This window comes from Streptomyces sp. NPDC045955, assembly GCF_056430805.1.
In genome coordinates this window covers 393008-413898 of the sequence record NZ_JBWKKY010000008.1, presented here as the reverse complement: position 1 = coordinate 413898, position 20891 = coordinate 393008, and the positions used below count along the sequence as shown (strand labels likewise).

At 72.5% G+C, this 20891-nt stretch carries 20 protein-coding genes; 10 read left to right on the top strand and 10 right to left on the bottom strand.

Annotated features, from left to right (window positions below; translation table 11 throughout):
- A partial coding sequence (gene tatA, locus AC07F0_RS19655; RefSeq protein WP_478980427.1) for a Sec-independent protein translocase subunit TatA occupies positions 1–248 on the bottom strand: 248 nt, incomplete at its 3' end.
- Between the two features lie 77 nt (positions 249–325).
- On the opposite strand from tatA, the gene AC07F0_RS19650 reads away from it, so the two are divergent.
- Positions 326–1870 (top strand): LCP family protein, encoded by a 1545-nt coding sequence (locus AC07F0_RS19650; RefSeq protein WP_478980459.1) that lies wholly within the window; start codon positions 326–328, stop codon positions 1868–1870.
- On the opposite strand, the gene mgtA is transcribed toward AC07F0_RS19650, so the two are convergent.
- Entirely contained in the window at positions 1861–4374 is a 2514-nt protein-coding gene (mgtA, locus tag AC07F0_RS19645; RefSeq protein WP_478980425.1) for a magnesium-translocating P-type ATPase, read from the bottom strand. The two genes, AC07F0_RS19650 and mgtA, sit on opposite strands and share 10 nt — an antisense overlap.
- A complete protein-coding gene (locus AC07F0_RS19640) occupies positions 4364–4711 on the bottom strand; it encodes an ArsR/SmtB family transcription factor (RefSeq protein WP_306970540.1) in 348 nt (115 codons plus the stop codon). Before AC07F0_RS19640 ends, mgtA begins: the two co-directional genes overlap by 11 nt.
- Positions 4712–5046: 335 nt before the next feature.
- Here AC07F0_RS19640 and AC07F0_RS19635 point away from each other — a divergent pair, with 335 nt between their 5' ends.
- The 5 genes from AC07F0_RS19635 to AC07F0_RS19615 all read left to right on the top strand — a co-directional run bounded on the left by AC07F0_RS19635 (position 5047) and on the right by AC07F0_RS19615 (position 10132).
- A complete protein-coding gene (locus AC07F0_RS19635; RefSeq protein WP_478980423.1) occupies positions 5047–6057 on the top strand; it encodes a substrate-binding domain-containing protein in 1011 nt (336 codons plus the stop codon).
- A 201-nt stretch (positions 6058–6258) separates the two neighbouring features.
- Positions 6259–8754, top strand: coding sequence for a sensor histidine kinase (locus AC07F0_RS19630; RefSeq protein ID WP_478980421.1), 2496 nt, complete (start codon positions 6259–6261; stop codon positions 8752–8754).
- A 14-nt stretch (positions 8755–8768) separates the two neighbouring features.
- Positions 8769–9200 carry a roadblock/LC7 domain-containing protein gene (locus tag AC07F0_RS19625; protein ID WP_003993789.1) on the top strand — a complete coding sequence of 144 codons (432 nt, stop codon included), beginning with the start codon at positions 8769–8771 and terminating at the stop codon, positions 9198–9200.
- A gap of 1 nt (position 9201) precedes the next feature.
- On the top strand, positions 9202–9561 hold the full coding sequence (locus AC07F0_RS19620) for a DUF742 domain-containing protein (RefSeq protein WP_436729798.1): 360 nt from the start codon (positions 9202–9204) through the stop codon (positions 9559–9561).
- Positions 9548–10132: a GTP-binding protein gene (locus AC07F0_RS19615; RefSeq protein ID WP_436729797.1), complete on the top strand. Its 585-nt coding sequence runs from the start codon at positions 9548–9550 to the stop codon at positions 10130–10132. Before AC07F0_RS19620 ends, AC07F0_RS19615 begins: the two co-directional genes overlap by 14 nt.
- A gap of 33 nt (positions 10133–10165) precedes the next feature.
- Here AC07F0_RS19615 and AC07F0_RS19610 read toward each other — a convergent pair whose 3' ends face one another.
- From AC07F0_RS19610 to AC07F0_RS19580, 7 genes are all read right to left on the bottom strand, one after another.
- Positions 10166–11080, bottom strand: a complete 915-nt coding sequence (locus tag AC07F0_RS19610; RefSeq protein ID WP_478980419.1) for a hypothetical protein — start codon at positions 11078–11080, stop codon at positions 10166–10168.
- Between the two features lie 129 nt (positions 11081–11209).
- A complete protein-coding gene (locus AC07F0_RS19605) occupies positions 11210–12169 on the bottom strand; it encodes an ABC transporter substrate-binding protein (protein ID WP_478980417.1) in 960 nt (319 codons plus the stop codon).
- Positions 12170–12260: 91 nt separating this feature from the next.
- Positions 12261–12926 (bottom strand): ABC transporter permease, encoded by a 666-nt coding sequence (locus AC07F0_RS19600; protein ID WP_478980415.1) that lies wholly within the window; start codon positions 12924–12926, stop codon positions 12261–12263.
- On the bottom strand, positions 12923–13609 hold the full coding sequence (locus tag AC07F0_RS19595) for an ABC transporter permease (protein WP_478980457.1): 687 nt from the start codon (positions 13607–13609) through the stop codon (positions 12923–12925). The genes AC07F0_RS19600 and AC07F0_RS19595 overlap by 4 nt, the downstream gene beginning before the upstream one ends.
- 8 nt (positions 13610–13617) lie before the next feature.
- Positions 13618–14739, bottom strand: coding sequence for an ABC transporter ATP-binding protein (locus tag AC07F0_RS19590; protein WP_478980413.1), 1122 nt, complete (start codon positions 14737–14739; stop codon positions 13618–13620).
- A gap of 77 nt (positions 14740–14816) precedes the next feature.
- Positions 14817–16298 (bottom strand): sensor histidine kinase, encoded by a 1482-nt coding sequence (locus AC07F0_RS19585; RefSeq protein ID WP_478980411.1) that lies wholly within the window; start codon positions 16296–16298, stop codon positions 14817–14819.
- A complete protein-coding gene (locus AC07F0_RS19580; RefSeq protein ID WP_436729791.1) occupies positions 16295–16993 on the bottom strand; it encodes a response regulator transcription factor in 699 nt (232 codons plus the stop codon). Before AC07F0_RS19580 ends, AC07F0_RS19585 begins: the two co-directional genes overlap by 4 nt.
- A 152-nt stretch (positions 16994–17145) precedes the next feature.
- Here AC07F0_RS19580 and AC07F0_RS19575 point away from each other — a divergent pair, with 152 nt between their 5' ends.
- From AC07F0_RS19575 to AC07F0_RS19560, 4 genes are all read left to right on the top strand, one after another.
- Entirely contained in the window at positions 17146–18486 is a 1341-nt protein-coding gene (locus AC07F0_RS19575) for a ferredoxin reductase family protein (RefSeq protein WP_478980409.1), read from the top strand.
- A gap of 13 nt (positions 18487–18499) precedes the next feature.
- Entirely contained in the window at positions 18500–18913 is a 414-nt protein-coding gene (locus AC07F0_RS19570) for an FMN-binding protein (protein WP_478980407.1), read from the top strand.
- Between the two features lie 4 nt (positions 18914–18917).
- On the top strand, positions 18918–19652 hold the full coding sequence (locus tag AC07F0_RS19565) for an FAD:protein FMN transferase (protein WP_478980405.1): 735 nt from the start codon (positions 18918–18920) through the stop codon (positions 19650–19652).
- Positions 19653–19762: 110 nt separating this feature from the next.
- Entirely contained in the window at positions 19763–20821 is a 1059-nt protein-coding gene (locus AC07F0_RS19560; protein ID WP_478980403.1) for a tartrate dehydrogenase, read from the top strand.
- Positions 20822–20891 lie beyond the last annotated feature (70 nt).

Here is a 20891-nt window from a genome sequence, read left to right as displayed (position 1 = left end):
CCTCTCCCCTCCTCTTCCTTCTCCTTCCTCCCTCCCCCCCCCCCCCCCCCCCCCCCCCCCCCCCCCCCCCCCCCCCCCCCCCCCCCCCCCCCGCCCTCCTCCTTCAGCGCCTTCGCCTCGCTCTTGAGGATCCGCATCGAGCGGCCGAGCGAACGCGCCGTGTCGGGCAGCTTCTTCGAGCCGAACAGGACGATCACGACGATCGCCACGATCAGCAGGTGCCAGGGCTCCAGTCCGTTGCGCAGCACGTCATGCCCTCCCTCTCGTCGACAGTTGCTACATTGCGCAACTGTACAACCCCCGGGTGAGAGGCAAGCAGACGCCGATGACGGTCACCAGCAACCGGAGGACTCAGCCGCCGCGGCACAGGGCCGCCGCGCGGGACGACAGGCGGCGGCGCGATCGCCGGCGCGGCCGTGCCCGTGGCCGTGGCATACGGGTCGGGCTCGTCGTCTGCCTGGCCCTGCTCGTGCTCGCCGCGGGCGGAGCCGGCTGGCTGTACCTGAAGCTGGACGGCGACATCAGCACCTTCGACTCGGGCGGCCTCTCCCACAACCGCCCCGAGGCCGGTTCGTCGCAGGGCGAGAACGTCCTGGTCATCGGCTCCGACACGCGCACCGGCGGCAACGAGGCGCTGGGCGGCGGCGACAAGGACGACGTGGGCCGCTCCGACACCGCGTTCCTGCTGCACGTCTACGCCGACCACCGGCACGCCATCGCCGTCTCCATCCCCCGCGACACCCTGGTGACCATCCCGCCGTGCAAGCTGCCGGACGGAGGCTGGACGAAGGCACAGCCGGACACGATGTTCAACGCGGCGTACTCGGTCGGCCGGACGGCCAAGGGCAACCCCGCCTGCACGCAGAACACCGTCGAACAGCTCACGGGCCTGCGCGTGGACCACACGGTCGTCGTCGACTTCAAGGGCTTCGCCCGCCTGACGGACGTGGTGGGCGGTGTCACGGTGTGCCTGCCGCAGGACGTCTACCAGGACGACCTCAACCCCCACCTCACCGCCCCGGGCAAGCTCCTCTTCCACAAGGGCGAGCAGACCGTCGCGGGCCAGAAGGCGCTGGACTACGTCCGCATCCGGCACGGCATCGGCGACGGTTCCGACATCGGCCGGATCAAGCGCCAGCAGGCGTTCGTGGCGAGCCTGCTGAAGGAGGTGAAGAGCGAGGGCTTCACTCCGACGCGGCTGCTGCCGCTGGCCGAGGCCGCCACGAAGTCGCTGACCGTCGACGCCGGCCTCGGCTCCGCGGGCAAGCTGATGTCCTTCGCGTTGTCCCTGAAGGACATCGACCTGCACAACACGAAGTTCGTGACCTTGCCGTGGCGCTACGAGGGTTCACGGGTCGCGATCGTGCAGCCGGACGCCGACGCCCTGTGGGCCGCGCTCCGGGCCGACCGCACGATCGACGGCGAGAGCGCCGGCGGGAGGAGGACCGGGACGCCGGGTTCTGAGGCTTCCGCCTCCCCAAGGCCGGTCTCCGGTGCGGGCATCGACGTCGCCGTCTACAACGGCACCTCCGTCCCCGGCCTGGCCGCCCGCGCCGCCGCGGCTCTCACCTCGGACGGCTTCACCGTCACGGGCACGGCGACCGCGTCCGCCCAGGACCACACCACGACACTGGTCGAGTACGGCCCCGGCCTCAAGGACCGCGCCCGGACCGTCGCGGCGGCCTTCCCCGGCGCGCGGCTCCAGCCCGTGACCGGCAACGGGATCGGCGTCGTGCTGGGACAGTCGTACGCGCACAGCCCGGCGGCGGCCGCGTCCGCGTCCCCGGCTCCGACCGCCGTGCCGTCGGAGATCGCCGACGGGGCCCGGTCCGCGGACGACAACCCCTGCTCGAACCTCACCTACGGCTGACGCCGCGCCTGCCGGGCCCGGGCCGCCGTCAGGGCCAGGGCGTACAGGCCGAGGACAACGGCCGGCAGCAGGTAGTACGCGGCGGGCAGGGCCGTCATGCCGAGGGCCGTGCCGAGGGGGCTCGGCGGCAGCAGCAGGCCGACGGCGGCGAGGCCGACCGCCGCGAGGGAGACCGGGCCGGGGGCACGGCTCCCCGCGTCGCGGCGGCCGGTGCGCAGGAGCAGCATCACCAAGGCCTGAGTGAGCAGGTTCTCGGTGAACCAGGCGGAGTGGAACACCGCTTCGTCGTCGACGGCGTCGGGACCGTCGAGCGCGAACGCGAGGACGGCGAAGGTGGCGAGGTCGGCGACCGCGTTGAGCAGGCCGAAGCCGGTGACGAACCGGAGGAAGGAGCGCGGCCGCAGCACGGCCGGACCGCGCAGGGCCGCCGCGCCGGGACAGTCGTGGGCGAAGGCGAGCTGGGCCGCGTCGAAGCACAGGTTCTGGGCGAGCACCTGGGCCGGGAGCATCGGCAGGAAGGGCAGGAGCAGGCCCGCGGCGAGCATCGCGACGACGTTGCCCAGGTTGGAGGAGAGCGTGACGCGCAGGTACGAGGCGATGTTGCCGCTGGCGTGCCGGCCGGCGCTGATCGCGTGGCCGATCGCCGTGAGGTCCTTCTCGGCGAGGACGACGTCGGCGCTCTCCCGTGCCACCCCGACGGCGGAGCGGGGCGCGAGGCCGACGTCGGCGGCACGCAGCGCGGCCACGTCGTTCACCCCGTCCCCGAGGAACCCGACGGTGTGCCCGGCGGCGCGCAGGGCGGCGACGACCCGGGCCTTGTCCTCGGGGGTGCAGCGGGCGACGACGGTCGCCTCGCCGGCGGCCTCGGGGTCTTCCAGCTGTGCGGCCGTCCGTACCTCCCCCGGATCCAGGCCGAGTTCGCGGCAGGCCCGGGCCGCGGTGGCCGGATGGTCGCCGGTGAGGACCTTCACGGTGACGCCCCGGTCGGCCAGACCGCGCAGGGCGTCGGCGGCGGTCGGTGCGAGGGCGTCCCGGAAGGTCACCAGGCCCCGGAAGGTCAGGCCCCGCGTGTCGGGCCGGCCGGGCGCGCCTGCGGGGCGGTCGGCCGTCGCGACGGCCAGCACCCGCAGCCCGGCGTCCGCCTCCCGGGCGGCGAGCGCCAGCATCCGTTCGCGCTCGCCCGGCTGAGCCGTACAGCGCTCCACCACGGCCTCGGCGGCGCCGGTGACGACGACGGTGTGGCGCCCGAGGGAGCCGCGCACCACCGCCGTCGAGAAGCGCCGTACCGGGTCGAACGGCGCCGCGTCCACCCCGTCGTACTCCTCGCCCACCGGCCCGGCCGCCTCCAGCAGGGCCTCGTCGAGGGCGTCGGGCGCGGGCAGTTCGGCGAGCTGGAGGGTCCACCAGGCGCCGACGGCGGCCCAGCGCAGCACCTCCGGGTCGTCGCGGCCGGCCGGGTCGAGGGCCCGTGCGACGACCGGCCGGTCCTGGGTGAGGGTGCCGGTCTTGTCGACGCAGAGCACGTCGACGGCGCCCAGATCGTGCAGCGCGGGCAGCCCTTTGACGATGACGCCGTGGGTGCGGGCGAGCAGGGCGGCACCCCGGGCCAGGCAGATGGTGACGATCACCGGCAGCATCTCGGGCGTCAGCCCGACGGCGACCGCGACGGCGAAGGGCAGGGTCTCCGGGCCGCGTCCGCGCAGCGCGGCGTTCGCCATCAGGACCAGGGGCGGCGTCAGCAGCATGAAGCGGATCAGCACCCAGGAGATGCCGTGCACGGACCGGTCGAAGGCCCCGCCCGCCCGGGGTATGGCCGGTTGCCGGTGAGCGGCGGCGAGCCGGGTGCCGTCCCCGGTCGCGACGACGACGGCGGTTCCGCTGCCCGTGGCGACGGTGCTGCCCTGGAAACACAGCGGGGAGTCGTCGTCCGGGCCGGATCCGGCCGGTGCCTCCACCACCCTCTTCGCCACCGGCGCCGACTCCCCGGTGAGGGCCGCCTGGTGCACCGTGAGTCCGCGGGCGCGCAGCAGTCGTACGTCCGCCGGGACGAGGTCGCCGGGGCCGAGGCGGAGGACGTCGCCGGGGACGAGTTCCGGGACCGGCACCTCGCGGGGCCGGGGCGGCTCCCGGTCGGTGTCGCGCCGCAGCACCGTGGCCGTGCCGGCGACCAGTTCGCGCAGCGCGGCCATGGAGCGGTCGGCCCGGTGCTCCCCGCTGGCGCGCAGCACGCAGCTGACCGCGACCAGGGCGAGGATGACCACGGCGGTGCCCCAGGAGGCGACGGCGGCGGACACCAGGCCGAGGCAGAGCAGGACGGCGGTGAAGGGGTCGCGCAGGGCGTGCGCGCACCGGCGTGGCCAGGACGGTGTGCGCCGGTCCGGCAGGGTGTTCTCGCCGTGGGTGAGCAGCCTGGCCGCGGCCTCGGTCCCGGTCAGTCCCCGGGGGCCCGACTCCAGCCGCCGCAGCACCTCCAGGGTGGTGCCGTCGGCGGTCTCAGAGGCCATGGAGGCGGCGGCGCGGCGGCGCTGCCCGGTCCGTGAGCCGGCCCACCAGGAGCCGTACGACATCGACGACGTCGGGATCGTCGACGTAGTACACCTGCCGGCGGCCCTCGCGGCGGGAGCCGACGAGTCCGGCCAGCTTCAGCTTGGTGAGATGCTGGCTGACCGCGGGCAGCGCGCCGCCGACCCGCTCGGCGAGCCCGGTCACGTCGCTCTCGCCCTGGGCCAGTGCCCAGACGATGTGCAGCCGGGCGGGCGAGGCCAGCAGCCCGAAGGCCGCGGCCGCCCGGTCGAGCACGTCGGCGGGCGGGTCTTCGAAGCCACTGCCGGCTGCCGCCACCGTCGCCGTCCCTTCCGTCGCCTCCGTCGTCCTGCGGGCCGCACCAGTCTAGGCGGCCCCGGCAGCCACTCCTGGAGGCCTTTTCCGTGCGGGACGCCGGGACCGAACCGCACGGACGGTATGAAAATCATGGGGATGACCTCCCATGTTCGACCCGTCGGACAGATCATCACGATGCGGCAGCGCTAACTCACGGCAAGTGGCCGCTCACTTGACGCCCGGTGGTCACACACGGTTGGCTCCGGCCCAACGAGAGTCATCCGGCCCGTGCTCACGTGCGGTCCGCCCGGCTCTCATCCTGCTCTTGCTCGGCCGCACAGCGAGGTCCGCCCCTCATGAACACTCCTCCCCCGCCGCACACCTCCGCGAGACTCACCCGTGTCGCGGCCCTGGTGTCCGCCGTGTGTCTGCTGGTGGCCGGCTGTTCCATCCTCGGCGCAAGCGACCACGGGCCGGACGCGGACCCGGTGGGCGGGCCGGGCGGCGGGATGAGGGTCGCCCTGGTCACCCACGGCGGCGAGGGCGACGCCTTCTGGGACCTGGTGCGCCGGGGCGCCGAGACGGCGGCGGCCAAGGACGGCATCGACCTGACGTACGCCAGCGACGCCGACGGGGCCGCGCAGGCCGCGCTGGTGCGCGACGCGGTCCGCGACAAGGTCGACGGCATCGCCGTGACGCTCGCCAAGCCGACGGCGATGCGGGGCCCGATCGCCCAGGCCAAGGCGGCCGGCATCCCCGTCGTCGGGCTCAACTCCGGTATCGACGCCTGGCGCCCGGCGGGCCTGCTGGAGTACTTCGGCCAGGACGAGTCCGTCGCGGGCCGGGCCGTCGGCGACAAGCTGAACCAGGTCAAGGCCAAGCACGCCCTGTGCGTCGTGCACGAGCGGGGCAACGTCGCGCTGGAGGCCCGCTGCGCCGGCATGCGCAAGACCTTCCGCGGCGAGACCGACAACGTGTACGTGGACGGCGCCGACATGAACGCGGTGACCGCCACGATCGCGTCCCGGCTGCGGCAGGACTCCAGCATCGACGAGGTCGTCACCCTGGGCGCCCAGTACGGGCTCAGCGCGGTCGACGCCGTCGAACAGGCCGGCAGCAGAGCCAAGGTCGCCACCTTCGACCTCAACAAGGACCTGGTCGAGGCGGTCCGGGGCGGCAAGGTGCAGTTCGCCGTCGACCAGCAGCCCTACCTGCAGGGCTACCTCGCGGTGGACGCCCTGTGGCTGTACCGGACCAACGGCAACGTCAGCGGCGGCGGGACGGCCCCGGTGCTCACCGGCCCCGCTTTCGTGACGAGGTCCAACGTGTCCGCGGTGGCACGGTTCGCCGCCGCCGGGACCCGGTGACCGGACCCTTCCTGTGACGGTGTCGCCAAAGATTCGGTCAGGCCCGGGCCCTGCCCTCACTTGTGCGGATAACATCCTGCTCACCCCATGTGCCGTAACCGGCACACGAAGCCCCTCCCGCGCTAGTCCCCGCCCCCGTCCCCCACCCCGCCCGTTCCGCCTTCCCGGTCCTCCCTCCCCGCTGATCGCCCTAGGACGACGATGTCTCGACGGACAGGTGCCCGGCGCCGTCTCGGTTCCATACGCCTCTCCCTGGTGCTCCTGGCCCTGGTGCCCAGCGTCACCCTCGCCGCCATGTGGGGCGTGACGACCATCCAGATGTTCTCGGAGGGCCTTCGGCTGCGCGACCAGACGGAGCTGAGCCGGTCGACCGGTGCCATGGGCACCGACACGACACTCGCCCTCCAGCGGGAACGCAGCCTGTCGGCGGCCTGGCTGGCCGCGCCGCACGGCTCCCGGGCCGCCCTCGACAAACAGCGCGAGGAGACCGACGCTGCGGTCGGCAAGCTGGTCGGGCAGGCGGACGCGATCGAGAAGGCGCCCTCCCGCGTATCGGACCGGCTGTACTCGGTGCTGGGCTCGGTGGGCAGCCTGGAGTACTACCGCGACCAGGTGGACCACCCGACCGACATCACCGCGCAGCAGGCGCTGGACCAGTACTCCTCGATCATCGACGACCAGATCCACGCCTTCCAGGAGCTCTCCCAGGTCGACGACGGCGACCTCACCTCGCAGGCCGGTCCGCTGGTCGCCCTGGAGCACGCGGCGGAGCTGGTGTCCCAGGAGGACGCGCAGCTGACCCTGGCGTGGCCGTCCGGGCACCTCGACGACGAGGCCTGGGTGCAGTTCACGGAGCTGGTGAACACCCGGCGCTGGCTCGTCCAGGACCAGGTCGTGCCCCAGCTGACCGGCAGCGCCAAGGCACAGACCGAGCAGATCCTGGCGAGCCCGGAGTGGCAGACGCTCCAGTCCATCGAGGACCAGGTGCTGGCGGCGCGCAACTCCAGCGCCGACGCGGACCGGATCGCCCTGCCGGACACCCAGAAGCGGTGGAACGCCGCCATGGACAAACTGTCCGAGCACTACGCCGGTCTGATCCAGCGGCAGACGACGGGCCTGCTCGAACGCAGCGCCGACAAGGCGGACGGGCTGCTGATCAAGGCGGGGATCCTGAGCGCCGGCGGGCTGCTCGCGCTGCTGGTGTGCGTCGGCATGTCCTGGCGGATCACCCGCTCGCTGTCCCGGCGGCTGCGCGGCCTGCGCCGGGCCGCCGTCAGCCTCGCGCAGGAACGGCTGCCCGACGTGGTGGCCCGCCTCGACCGGGGCGAGACGGTCGACCCGGAGTCCGCGACGACACCGCTGGACTACGGTCACGACGAACTCGGCCAGGTGGCCCAGGCGTTCAACACCGCCCAGCGCACGGCCGTGCACACCGCGGTCGAACTCGCCGACACCCGGCGCGGCTTCCAGAAGGTCATCCTGGGCATCGCCCGGCAGAGCCAGAACCTGGTCAACCTCCAGCTCAGCAGGCTCGACACGCTGGAACGCGAGCACACCGACCCCGACATCCTCAAGGGCCTGTACGAACTGGACTCCACGGCCAGCCAGTTGCGCCGCTACGAGGAGAACCTCGTCATCGTCAGCGGCGAACGGCCGGGCCGCAGCTGGACCGAGCCGGTCGCGCTGGTCGACATCCTGCGCAGTGCGGTCGGCGAGGTCGCCGAGTACCAGCGGGTGGAGGTGCACACCGAGGAGGAGGTGTGCGTCGCGCCGCCCGCGGTGGCCGACGTCATCCATCTGCTGGCCGAGCTCATCGACAACGCGACCGCGTACTCGCCCGCTCCGAGCCCCGTCACGGTGCGGGCCGGGATGGTCGCCAAGGGCCTGGCCGTCGAGGTCGAGGACCGCGGCCTCGGCATGTCGCAGGAGGACTACGCGTCCTTCAACGAACAGCTCGCGGTGCCCCCGCAGTTCGACGTGGTGGCGCTCGCCGACGACCTGCGGCTCGGCATGTTCGTGATCGCCCAGCTGGCCCACCGGCACGGCATCGCCGTCACCCTGCGCGCCTCCCCGTACGGCGGAACCACGGCGATCGTGCTGCTACCGCACGACATCGTGGTGCGTGAGGCCCCGGAGGCCGGTGCGCCGGGCGCCCGGGACGGCAAGGACACGGCCGGCGTGAACGGCCTGGCCGCCCTCGTCGGCCCGAGGGGTGCGGGCGACGGCCCGCGGGCCGGTGGCCGCCCGGAGGACGGGCGGAGCCCGGTGGACGCCGAGAACGCCGGCAGCGCCATGGCCACCGCCGAGGAGCCGGAGGGTGCCGCGGGCACCGCCGGAGCCGCGCGCGAGCCCCGGCCCCTCACGTCGGCCCGGACCGCCACCGTCACCACCACCGCAGCCGCCCCTGCCGCCCGCGAGGTCATCCCCCGCCGGGACGGTCTCGCCCCGCTCCCCCGCCGGGTGCCGCAGACGAGCCTGGTGGAGGAACTGCGCGAGGAGTCCGCGCCCGCCGAGGACGACGGCTCCCTCGACGACTTCACCGCGGAGGCGGCCGCCTCGTCCCTGGCCGGCTTCCAGCGCGGCACGCTCCGGGCCCGTGACGACGACGCCGAGCAGCCCCACGGCGAGGACGCGGCCGCACCACCCCGGCAGGCCGCCGCCGGCCCCGCCCCCTCGACTCCGCCCGCCGACCGCTGACGAAGGACACCGCAATGACACGCCCCATCCCCGCCACGCACACCCAGCTCGACCAGCTGCTGACCGGACTCGTGGAGCGGGTCGCCGACGTGAACCAGGCCGTGGTGCTGTCCGAGGACGGCCTGGTGGTCAGCAAGTCCACCGGATTCCTGCGCGACGACGCCGAGCGGCTCGCGGCGACCGCGTCCGGTCTGATGAGCCTCAGCAAGGGCGTCAGCATGGACTTCCGGGGCGGTCCGGTGCGCCAGGCGCTCATCGAGATGGCCAACAGCTATCTGATCCTCACCTCCGCCGGTCCCGGCGCGCACCTGGTCGTGCTCACCGGGCCGGGCGCGGACGTCGGCGTGGTGGCGTACCAGATGAACATGCTGGTGAAGAAGATCGGCGAGCACCTCAGCGCGGCACCGCGGGGCATGGCCGGGCCCGTCGCCGACCCCGGCGTGTGAGGTGGGCGGAGGCGACTCGGCGGGGCGGCTCGTACGGCCGTTCGCGCTGACCGGTGGCCGGACCCGGCCCAGCCGCGCCGACTTCACGCTCATCGCCACGGTGACCGCGGTCGATCCGCAGCCCGCCGCGGCGGCCCCCGTTCAGCCCGAGTACACCCGGATCCTCCGGTTGTGCGCCGAGCCGCTGGCCGTGGCGGAGCTGGCCGCCCGGCTCGACCTGCCGGTCAGCGTGGTCGTCATCCTGCTCTGCGACCTGCTGGAGGCCGGCCGGATCACCGTCCGTCCGCCGCGCCCCGTTTCCCGTACCGCTCCGGACCTGGACCTGCTGAAGAAAGTGAGGGACGGCCTTGGCCGGCTCTGACGTCGTCACCGACGCGCCCTCGGCACCCGACACGGTCAAGATCCTCATCGCCGGCGGCTTCGGCGTGGGCAAGACCACCATGGTCGGGTCGGTCAGCGAGATCGCCCCGCTGCGCACCGAGGAACCCCTGACCATGGCCGGTCTGGACGTCGACGACCTGGACGGTATCGAGGAGAAGCGGGCCACCACCGTGGCCCTGGACTTCGGCCGCATCACCATCAGCCGTGACCTGGTGCTGTACCTGTTCGGTACGCCGGGGCAGCAGCGGTTCTGGTTCATGTGGAACGACCTGGCCCTCGGCGCGCTCGGTGCCGTGGTCCTGGTCGACGTCCGCAGACCCGAGTCCAGCTTCGCCGCGATCGACTTCTTCGAACGCCGGGGCATCCCGTTCGTCGTCGGGGTCAACGGCTTCCACGGCGAACACCCGTATCCGCCCGAGGACATCCGGGACGCCCTGGCCGTGCCGGAGCACGTGCAGGTGCTGCTGTGCGACGCGCGGGAGAGGGAGTCGTGCCGGGACGTGCTGATCGCCCTGATCGACCAGCTGATCGCGACGGCGGTGCAGGCCTGAGCCAGGCGGTGCGATCCTGCGACCAGCGGTGTCTCAGCTCCGGCCGGGTGCGGGCCCGGGCCAGTCGGTGTACGGCACCGGGCGGCCCGTGAACGCGTCCAGGACGATGCGGCCACCGACCGGCCGGTCCAGCTTCACCGTCACCTTCTCGCCGCGCAGGTCACTCGTGCAGGGGCCGTCGTCGGTACCGGTCACGGAGGCGGACAGCACGACGCTGCCGCCCGTCTCCAGCGCCGTCACGACAGGGCCGTCGTCGCAGGATCCGTGGTGCGCCACCACGGTGACGGACCGGCCGTCCTGCGCCACCTCCGTCAGGCCGCCGAGCGGCGCCAGCACGTCCGTGGATACGTCCGGCCCGAGCGGCGCGACGGGCGGCGCGGGCGGCTCCGAGGGGTTCACGGCGGCCTTCTTCAGGGGACCGGCATAGCCCTTCAGGGTGAACAGCCAGGCCGGGACGGTCGCCGGCCCGCGACCGGTGAGCACGGTCATGTCCCCCAACTCGGCCTTGGTGACGGTCAGCCGGGGACCGGGGCCGCTGTTGCGGTCCAGGGTCCGGTAGGCCCGCTCGGCCGGCACGAGGGGCCTGGCGAGCGAGTCCCCTTCCTGCCACGTCACCCGGCCGCTCTTTCCCCGGGCGGAGGGGAGCGGGGCCCGCAGGTCGAAGGCGCCGGTGGCGTACGCGCGCCGGTCGGCGTCGGCGCGGAGGCCGCCAGCGGGCTGTTGGACGACCGGTGCGATGGGGTGGTAGCCCGCGCGCCACCGCGCGGCCGCCCGGGAGCCGTCCCAGGCTTCCGCGACCCGATGGGCGCGGTCGTTCGAACGCGGGGGCGGCGCCGGATGGGTGCGGCCGGCTTCCGCGGTGCCGCACCCCGCGGCGGCACCGGCTCCGGCGGCGGACAGGGCGAGGACGAGGAGGAGACGGGCGGCGCGGGTCATGTCGGTACGCATGACGCTCCCAGGGGTTCGCGGTGACCGGGGATGGTTCCGTCCCTGTGACGCCCCACCCCCGGCCCGCGTTCGATCCCCTGGGGATCCGCCCGAACCGTTATCGCATCCTGCCGGGCGGCCGGCTCGGACTCAGACCAGGCCCGCCGACTTCAGCCACGCCTTGGCCACGTCCAGCGGGTCCTTCTTCTCCAGCTGCACCTGCGCGTCCAGTTCGAGGAGTGCCTTCGTGTCGAGCTTGGCCGAGACCGCGTCGAGCGCCTCGGCTCCCTCCTTGGACAGCTCGCCCTTGCGGACCAGCGGCTGCACGTTCTGGAAGCCGAAGAGGTTCTCCGGGTCCTTCAGGACGACGAACTTGTCCCGGGCGATGGTCGGGTCGGTGGTGAAGAGGTCCGCGGCCTGCACGGTGTTCTTCTTCAGCGCCGCCTGGGTCAGCGGCCCGCCCGCGTCGAGGGACTTGAAGGACTTGAACTCCAGCCCGTACACCGACTTCAGGCCCACCAGGCCCTGGTGCCGGGTCTGGAACTCCGGGGAGCCCCCGAACACCAGGTCCTTGGCGACGTCCTTGAGCTCCCCGATGGAGGAGCCGGAGGTGAGCTTGTACTTCTTCGCGGTCTGAGCGTTGAGGGTCACGGAGTCCTTGTTCTGCGCGGCCGACGGCTTCAGCAGCTCCAGCTTGGGGTCGAGCTTGCCGTTGATCGCGGTCGTGGTCTCCTCGACCGTCTTCGGCTTGGCCTTGGAGTCGAGGTACGCCAGCAGGGAACCGTTGTACTCCGGCAGCAGCGTGATGGCGCCGTTCTTCATCAGACCGTACGTGGTCTCACGGCTGCCGATGTTGGGCTTGTAAGTGACCTTGATGCCCTTGGCCTTGAGGGCCTCGCCGTAGATGTCGGCGAGCAGGATGCTCTCGGCGAAGTTGTTGGAGCCGACCACGACGGTGCCGCTCTCCGCCTCGCCGCCCTTGAGGGGGTCGTCGGAGGTGCCACCTGAGGAACAGCCTCCGAGAAGAGCCGCCGCCGCGGCGAGCGCGACTGCGGCCGCGCGGGGGTGCCTGGTGATGGACCGGGTGCTGCTCTTCGCCGTAGTAATCACTCACTGATCCAAGCCAGCCGGTATTCGGTCAGTCAAGTGCAGCCTGGTTACAATCAGCGCCGATCTGCGGCGGATTGCGGCACTCCGTCTCTCATCTCCTGCGCACTCCGGGCGAGACCACGACCCTCGCGACCGCCCAGAACAGCGCGAGCGTGACCAGCGCCAGGACGGCGACCAGGGTCGCGCCGCCCACCACCTTCTCGTAGTTGCGCTGGTAGAGGCCGTCGACGATGTACCGCCCGAGGCCGCCGAGGCTGACGTACGCGGCGATGGTCGCCGTCGACACGATCTGGATGGCCGCCGAGCGCAGGCCGCTCAGGATCAGCGGCAGCGCGACCGGCAGTTCGACCTGGAAGAGGATCCGGGACTCGTGCATGCCCATGCCGCGGGCGGCGTCCACCGGCGAGGGGTCGACGGAACGCATCGCCTCGTAGGTGGTGACCAGGATCGGCGGGACGGCGAGGACGACCAGCGGGATCATCACGGGCAGCATCCCGAACCCCAGCAGGGTCGTCATCAGCACCAGCAGGCCGAAGCTGGGCAGGGCCCGCCCGGCGGTGGCGACCAGGGACAGGGCGTTCCCGCCGCGCCCGTAGTGACCGGTGACCAGGCCGATCGGCAGTCCGATGGCGGCGGCGAGAGCGAGGGCCTCAAGGGTGTACCGCACGTGTTCCCCGAGGCGGGCGGGGATGCCGTCGTAGCCCTGCCAGTGGGCGCTGTCGCTGAAGAAGGCGTTGACGAAGTCGAGTACGTTCACCGGGCTGCGTCCTTGAGAGCGGGCGCCTGCTTGCGGCCGGCCGTGCCACTGGGCATCCAGGGCGTCAGCAGCACGCGCACGAGGACGAGCAGGGCGTCGACGACGATCGCCAGGAGGGCCGTGGTGATCACGGAGTTCCAGGTCAGTTCGGGCCGGTTGTAGATCTGCGCGTCGTGGAGCAGGTTGCCGAGCGCACCCTGGTTGCCGATCAGCATGCCGACGCTGACGAGGGAGATGCTCGACACGGTCGCCACCCGCAGGCCGGCGATGATCGCCGGGACCGCGATCGGCAACTGCACCTGGAAGTACCGCCGTACGGGCCCGAAGCCCATGGCGGTGGCCGCGGACAGGGTCTCCTGCGGCACCGAGCGCACCCCGTCGACGATCGCCGGGACGAGCACCACCAGGCTGTACACCGCCAGCGGGATCATCACGGTGAGTTCGGTCTGCCCGGTGTAGTCGATGAGGACGACGAAGAACGCCAGCGACGGGACGGCGTACAGCACGGTCGTGACGCCGAGGACGGGCGGGTAGAGCCAGCGGAAGCGGATGCACAGCTGGGCGATCGGCAGCGCCAGGAGCAGTCCGGCCGCCACCGGCAGCAGGGCTTCTCTCAAGTGCAGTCCGACCAGCCCGATCCAGCTGTGCTGGAGGTCGCTCGGCATGTCGAAGAAGTCGTGCAGGAAGTCGCTCATCCGGCGACCTTCTCGTCGTCGCGCCCCGCCGCGTGGGCGCTGCGGATCGCCTCGCCGATGGTCGCTTGCGAGACGACGCCGGTCACCCGCCCGCCGGTGTCCACGGCGACGGCCCAGCCGGTCGGCGACAGCACCGCGCAGTCGAGGGCGACCCGCAGCGAGTCGGTGCCGGGCACGAACGGCCGCCCGTAGGAGAGCAGTCGCTCCGGCCGGATGTCCCCCGCGACCAGGTCCCGCGGCGCGCTCCAGCCGAGGGGCCGGCCGTCCGCGCCGGTCACGAGGAGGTAGGGGGCGTCGGGGGCGGCGATCTGCTCGGCGGTGGCGTCGAGCGGGATCACCGGGTCGCTCGTCAACTCCAGCCGCGTGGACGGGAAGAAGGACAGCCGGCGGATGCCGCGGTCGCCGCCGAGGAAGTCCTCGACGAAGGAGTCGGCGGGGCTGGACAACAGCTCGGCCGGGGGCGCGTACTGGGCGAGGTGGCCGCCGGTGCGCATCACGGCGACCATCGTGCCGAGCTTGATCGCCTCGTCGATGTCGTGGGTGACGAAGACGATGGTCTTGCCCAACTCGTCCTGGATGCGCAGCAGTTCGTCCTGGAGTCCCTTGCGCACCACCGGGTCGACCGCGGAGAACGGCTCGTCCATGAGCAGCACGGGCGGGTCGGCGGCCAGCGCCCGGGCCACGCCGACGCGCTGCTGCTGGCCGCCGGACAGCTGGTACGGGTACCGCTTGGCGAGCGCGGCGTCGAGCCCGACCCGCTCCATCAGCTCCGCGGCCCGCGCCCGGGCCTTCTGCTTGCCCCAGCCGAGCATGCGGGGCACGGTCGCGATGTTGTCGACGATCGTGCGGTGCTGGAAGAGGCCGGCGTTCTGGATGACGTAACCCATGGACCGGCGCAGGGTGGTGACGGGCTGCCGCTGAATGTCCTCGCCGTCGAGGAGGATCGTTCCCTCACTCGGTTCGACCATTCTGTTGATCATCCGCAGCGTGGTCGTCTTGCCGCAGCCCGACGGTCCGACGAGGACGGTGATCGAGCGGTCGGGTATCTCCAGCGAGAGCCGGTCGACCGCCACCGTGCCGTCCGGGTAGCGCTTGGTGACTGAATCGATCCGTATCAAGACGCCGGGGCCCTTCGGTTGACGGGGACTTGGCCGTGGTCGTACGGGCTGGTCGCACGGGCTGTTGCCGGTCGAGTCTAGACGGCGGTCGTTTCCGGCCCCGGGGCGGCCGCACACCCCGTCCCGGCCACGGGCAGCCGCACGGTGAACACCGTCGCCCCCGGTTCGCTGTTCAGCTCGATGCGGCCGCCATGGGCCCGGACCAGGGAGTGGGCGACCGCCAGGCCGAGGCCGCTGCCGCCGCGGTCGCGGCTGCGGGCCTTGTCGACGCGGTAGAAGCGGTCGAAGACGCGCTCCTGGTCCTCGGGCGGGATGCCGGGGCCCGCGTCGGCGATCCGGACCAGGGCCGTACCGGAGGCGACGGCGACGTCGACGGACACCGGGGTGCCGGGCGGGGTGTGCACGGCGGCGTTGGCGAGCAGGTTGTCCAGGACCTGCCGGACGCGCTGCGGGTCCAGGCGCACCTCGATCGCCTGCGGGCCGGTGGTCACCGTCAGCGGGTGGTCCGGCCTGCCGGCCCGGAAGGCGTCGGCGGCCTGCCGGACCAGCTCCGCCAGGTCGGCGTCCTCCAGCCGCAGCGGGGCCTCCACCTCCGCCGCGTCCAGCCGGGCGAGCAGCAGCAGGTCGTCCAGGAGGATGCCCATGCGGGCGGCCTCGGCACGCAGCCGGGCCAGGTGCCGGTCGCGTTCCTCGGGGGCGTTGGCGGCGGCGTACTGGAAGAGGTCGGCGTAGCCACGCACCGACATCAGCGGGGTGCGCAGTTCGTGCGAGGCGTCCGCGACGAACCGGCGCAGCCGCTGCTCGGCCTCGGCGCGCACGGCGAGGGAGTCGTCGATGTGCTCCAGCATCGTGTTGAAGGCGGTGCGCAGCTCGTCCACCTCCGGGCCGCCGTCCCGGCCGTCGGCGCGCAGCGGCAGCCGGGCCGCCGACTCGGTCAGGTCGTGCGAGGCGATGCCGTGCGCGGTGGACGCCATGTCGCTGAGCGGCTTCAGCCCGCGGCGCAGCATGCGGCGGCCGAAGACCACCAGCGCGAGCAGGGCGAGCGCGAAGGTGACGACCTGGATGGTGATGAGCTGTCCGACCGTGTCCTGGATGTCCTCCATGGGCGCGGCGCTCACCAGGACCACTCCGGGCTCGACCTCGCAGGCGCGCAGCCGGTAGGTGCCCGCGCCCCTGAGGTGCTCGGTGCGCAGGAGCTCCTGGTGCGCGGTGGTCTGCGCCGAGGCCAGGGCGGTGAAGTCGTCGACGTCCTTCGGCAGGTCGGCGGGGTCCTCGGGCCTGCGGAGCCGGGGCGTGCCGTCCGAGACGTCGTACACGGCGTAGAACCAGCTGTAGTACTTCTTGCCCGAGAGCGTGCCGTAGTCCGCGATGCTCTTGGACTGGGCGATCTGAGCCTGCGCCAGCTGGGTGTCGAGCTGGGCGGACAGGTAGTCGCGCATGTACGTGGTGAGGGCCGTGCCGACGACGGCGAACACGACCAGCGCCAGGGCGCCGAGGCCGAGGGCCAGCCGGGTGCCCAGGCGCATCCCGCGGTAGGCCCGCCGCAGCCGGGCGATCACTCGGAGGCCTGCCGCAGGACGTACCCGAATCCGCGCACGGTGTGGATCAGCGGCGCGCCGCCGTCGTCCGTCTCGTCGAGCTTGCGGCGCAGCCGGCTGATGACCAGCTCGACGACGTTGGAGCGGCCGCCGAAGCCGTACTCCCACACGTGGTCGAGGATCTGCGCCTTGGTGAGCACGGTGGGCGACTTGCGCATCAGGTAGCGCAGCACCTCGTACTCGGTCGGCGTCAGCGACAGCAGCTTCTCGCCGCGCCGCACCTCGCGGGTGTCCTCGTCCATGGTCAGGTCGCCGACCTGGAGCACGGACCGCTGGAAGGCGGGGCCGGCGCTGCGCCGCAGCACGGTCCGCAGCCGGGCCATCAGCTCCTCCACGGCGAACGGCTTGACCAGGTAGTCGTCGCCGCCCCGGGTCAGGCCGGCGACCCGGTCGGCGACGCCGTCGCGCGCGGTGAGGAACACCACCGGCACCATCGTGCCGGAGGCGCGCAGCCGGTCCAGGACTCCGAAACCGTCGACGCCGGGCAGCATCAGGTCGAGCACCACGATGTCCGGGTGGAACTCGGCGGCCCGCTGCAGCGCGTCCTCGCCGGAGTACGCCGTGACCGCGTCCCAGCCCTCGTAGCGGGCGACGGTCGCGACGAGGTCGGCGATGGGCGGGTCGTCGTCGACGACGAGGAGTCGTACTTTTTCCACCCGCTCATAGTGCTTCACGTGTCCGGTGCCGCCATAGCCGCCCGAGCCTTCGCCGCCGGATCGATAAGTACTTGAAAGTTGGGCGACAGTATTCCGACAGCTCCCCCGCGACAAGCTCGTTGTCCCAGGATCCGATCAAGGAGCTGCCGATCGTGACGACCCTCCAGGAACGCCCCGCCGCACCCCACCCGGGGGTGCGCCCCCGAGTGGTGGGCCGCACCGGCCTGTACGCGGTGCTGCTGGCCAACGCGGTCGTGGTGACCGTCTTCTTCGTCCAGGCCGGTTTCGCCTCGAACACGCTGATCGTGCTGGGGCGGCTGGCGGGGCTGTACGGGGCGCTGCTCATGGCGCTCCAGCTGCTGCTGGTGGCGCGGCTGCCGTGGTTCGACCGGCGGATCGGCATGGACCGGCTGACGTCCTGGCACCGCTGGACGGGCTTCTCGGTGCTGTGGCTGCTGCTGGCGCACGCCGTGTTCATCGTCTTCGGCTACGCGCAGTCCTCGTCCCTGGACCCGGTGAACCAGCTGGTGGATCTCGCGGAGACCGTCGAGGGTGTGCTGCGCGCGATCACCGCCCTGGCCATCATCATCGTGGTCGGCGCGGTCTCGGCCCGCTCCGCCCGGCGCCGGCTGGCGTACGAGACCTGGCACTTCATCCACCTGTACACCTACGTCGCGGTGGTGCTGGCGTTCACGCACCAGGTCGCGGCGGGGACGTCGTTCACCTCGTCGTCCGTGGCGCGGACGTACTGGTACGCCGTGTGGGGCGTGGCCCTCGCCTCGGTGTTCACGGGCCGGCTGGCCCTGCCGCTGTGGCGCAACCTCCGCCACCGGCTGCGGGTCACGGCCGTCGTCCCCGAGAACGACGACGTCGTCTCGGTCTACATCACGGGCCGCGACCTGGACCGGCTGCCCGCCCGGGCCGGACAGTTCTTCCTGTGGCGGTTCCTGACGAGGGACCGCTGGTGGCAGGCCAACCCGTTCTCGCTGTCCGCGGCGCCGGACGGCCGCACCCTGCGCCTGACCGTCAAGCGGGCGGGCGACGGCAGCGCGGCCCTGCGGCACCTGAAGGCCGGCACGCGGGTGTTCGCCGAGGGCCCCTACGGCGCCTTCACCACCCTGCACCGCACCCGCCCGGACGCCCTGCTCATCGCCGGCGGCGTCGGTGTCACCCCGATCCGGGCCCTGCTGGAGGAACTGCACGGCCACGCGGTCGTGATCTACCGGGTGGCCACCGACCGGGACGCCGTCCTCTACGACGAACTGCGCGAACTCGCGCTGGCCAAGGGCGCCGAGCTGCACCTGGTCACCGGGCCGGCCCTGCCCGACCGGCTGGCGCCGCAGGAACTGGCGCGTCTGGTCCCGGACATCGCCGGCCGGGACGTGTACCTGTGCGGCCCGCCGCCGATGATGAACGCGGTGCTCGGCAGCCTGCGCGAGCTCGGCGTGCCCCGGACGCAGACCCACTTCGAGCGCTTCAGCCTGGCCGGATGACGAGGAGAGATTCGTGAAGCGAGCCATACCCGTCCTCGTCCTGAGCGTCGCCGGCCTGATCCCGCTCTGGCGGTACGAGCCGTCGCCCGACACCGGGTCGTCGTCGTCCGCCTCGCAGGCCGCCGCGCCCGCGTCGACGCCCTCGGTCTCCTCGTCGGGCGGTACCACGACGACCGTCGTGTCGGGGTCGACGATCGACACCGAGAAGGGCCCGGTGCAGGTCGAGGTCACCTTCTCCGGCGACAGGATCGCCTCGGTGCGCATGGTGCAGCAACCGAACCATCCGCAGACCACGGCCGCCGTGCCGAAGCTGATCGAGGAGACGCTCCAGGCGCAGAGCGCCGACATCGACACGGTGTCCGGTGCCACGATCACCAGCGACGGCTACAAGGAGTCGCTCCAGGCCGCGATCGACGCGAGGGGCTGACGGCGTGCGGCGCGTCGAGCACGTCATGGGGTTCCCGGTGTCGGTACGGATCGACGACGAGGGCTTCCCCGAGGCGCCGGTGGACGACTTCTTCGCCTGGCTGCGCGAGGTCGACGCACGGTTCAGCCCGTTCCGCCCGGACAGCGAGGTGTCCCGGCTGGACCGGGGCGAGGTCACGGCTCCCGGCCCGGCGCTCCGCGAGGTCCTGGAGCTGTGCGAGGAGTACCGGATCGCGACCGGGGGCGCCTTCGACGTCCGGCTGCCCGGCCGCGGTCTCGACCCCTGCGCCGTGGTGAAGGGCTGGTCGGTGCAGAAGGGAGCGGAGCTGCTGTCGGCGGCCGGGGCGCGGCGGTTCTGCCTCAACGCGGGCGGCGACGTGCTCGCCTCCGGCGGCCCGTGGCGCGTGGGCGTACGCCACCCCGAACACGCCGACCGGCTCTGCACGGTCCTGGACCTCACGGACCGGGCCGTCGCGACCTCCGCCCGCTACGAACGCGGCGACCACATCCTCGACGCCCGCACCGGCCGCCCGGCGACGGGCCTGATCAGCATGACCGTCGTGGCCCCCACCCTGACCGAGGCGGACACGGTCGCGACGGCGGCGTTCGCCCTGGGCGCCCAGGGCGTCGAGTGGGCGGCGGCCCGCGAGAACTGCGAGGTGTTCGCCGTGGACGCGGACAGGCGCGTGCTCCGGAGCCCGGGGTTTCCGGCGGCGGGGGCGGGGTCCGTCGCGGAGTAGGAAAGCCACGTCGGGGTGTGGGGCTCCTCGACCACTCATAGGCACCGCTTATAAGGGAGATCCGCTTTGCGTCTTGGACGCCCCGCGGACCGCCTTGCTGCAATCGACGCATGACGACGAATCACCGCATTGCCCTGATCCCCGGCGACGGCATCGGCACCGAGGTACTGCCCCCGGCACAGCAGGTGCTCGACGTTCTCGGCCGCCGCCACGGCTTCAGCCTGTCCTACACGGCGTACGACTGGTCGTGCGAGCGCTACCTGCGGGAGGGCGCCATGATGCCCGCCGACGGGATCGACCAGCTGCGCGACAAGGACGCGATCCTGCTGGGCGCGGTGGGATACCCGGGGGTGCCCGACCACGAGTCGCTGTGGGGGCTGCTGATCCCGATCCGGCGCAGCTTCCGCCAGTACGTCAACCTCCGACCCATCCGGGTCTTCGAAGGCATCGACAGTCCGGTGCGCGGCGCACGACCGGGCGACGTCGATTTCGTCGTCGTGCGCGAGAACATGGAAGGCGAGTACAGCGAGGTCGGCGGCCGGCTCAACCGCGGCTTCCCGGACGAGATCGCCGTGCAGGAGGCCGTGTTCACCCGGGCCGGCGTCACACGCCTGCTGGACTACGCCTTCACACTCGCCTCCCGGCGCGGCGGCCGCCTGACCTCCGCGACCAAGTCGAACGGCATCGTGCACACCATGCCGTTCTGGGACCAGCTCGTCACCGAGCGGGCGGCCTCGTTCCCGCAGGTCGCCTGGGACCAGGAGCACATCGACGCGCTCGCGGCCAAGTTCGTCCTCGAACCGGCCCGCTTCGACGTCGTCGTCGCCTCCAACCTCTTCGGTGACATCCTCAGCGACCTCGCGGCCGCGGTCGCCGGTTCCATCGGCATCGCCCCGGCGGCCAACCTCAACCCCGAGCGCGACTTCCCCTCGATGTTCGAGCCGGTGCACGGTTCCGCGCCCGACATCGCTGGCCAGGGCATCGCCAACCCGCTGGGCGCGATCTGGTCCGCGGCCATGATGCTCGACCACCTCGGCCATCCCGCCGCGGCCAGGTACGTCACCGACGCGATCGCCTCGGTCCTGGCCAAGACGGATGTCCGCACCCGTGACCTGGGCGGAACCGCGACCACCGCCGAGTTCACCGACAAGCTGATCGAGCTCCTCTGAGCCCTCTCGCCCTCGAGGCGACAACCGCTCCGCCCAGTCCGGCCGTCCGCAGTGACAGACCGTCTCAAGA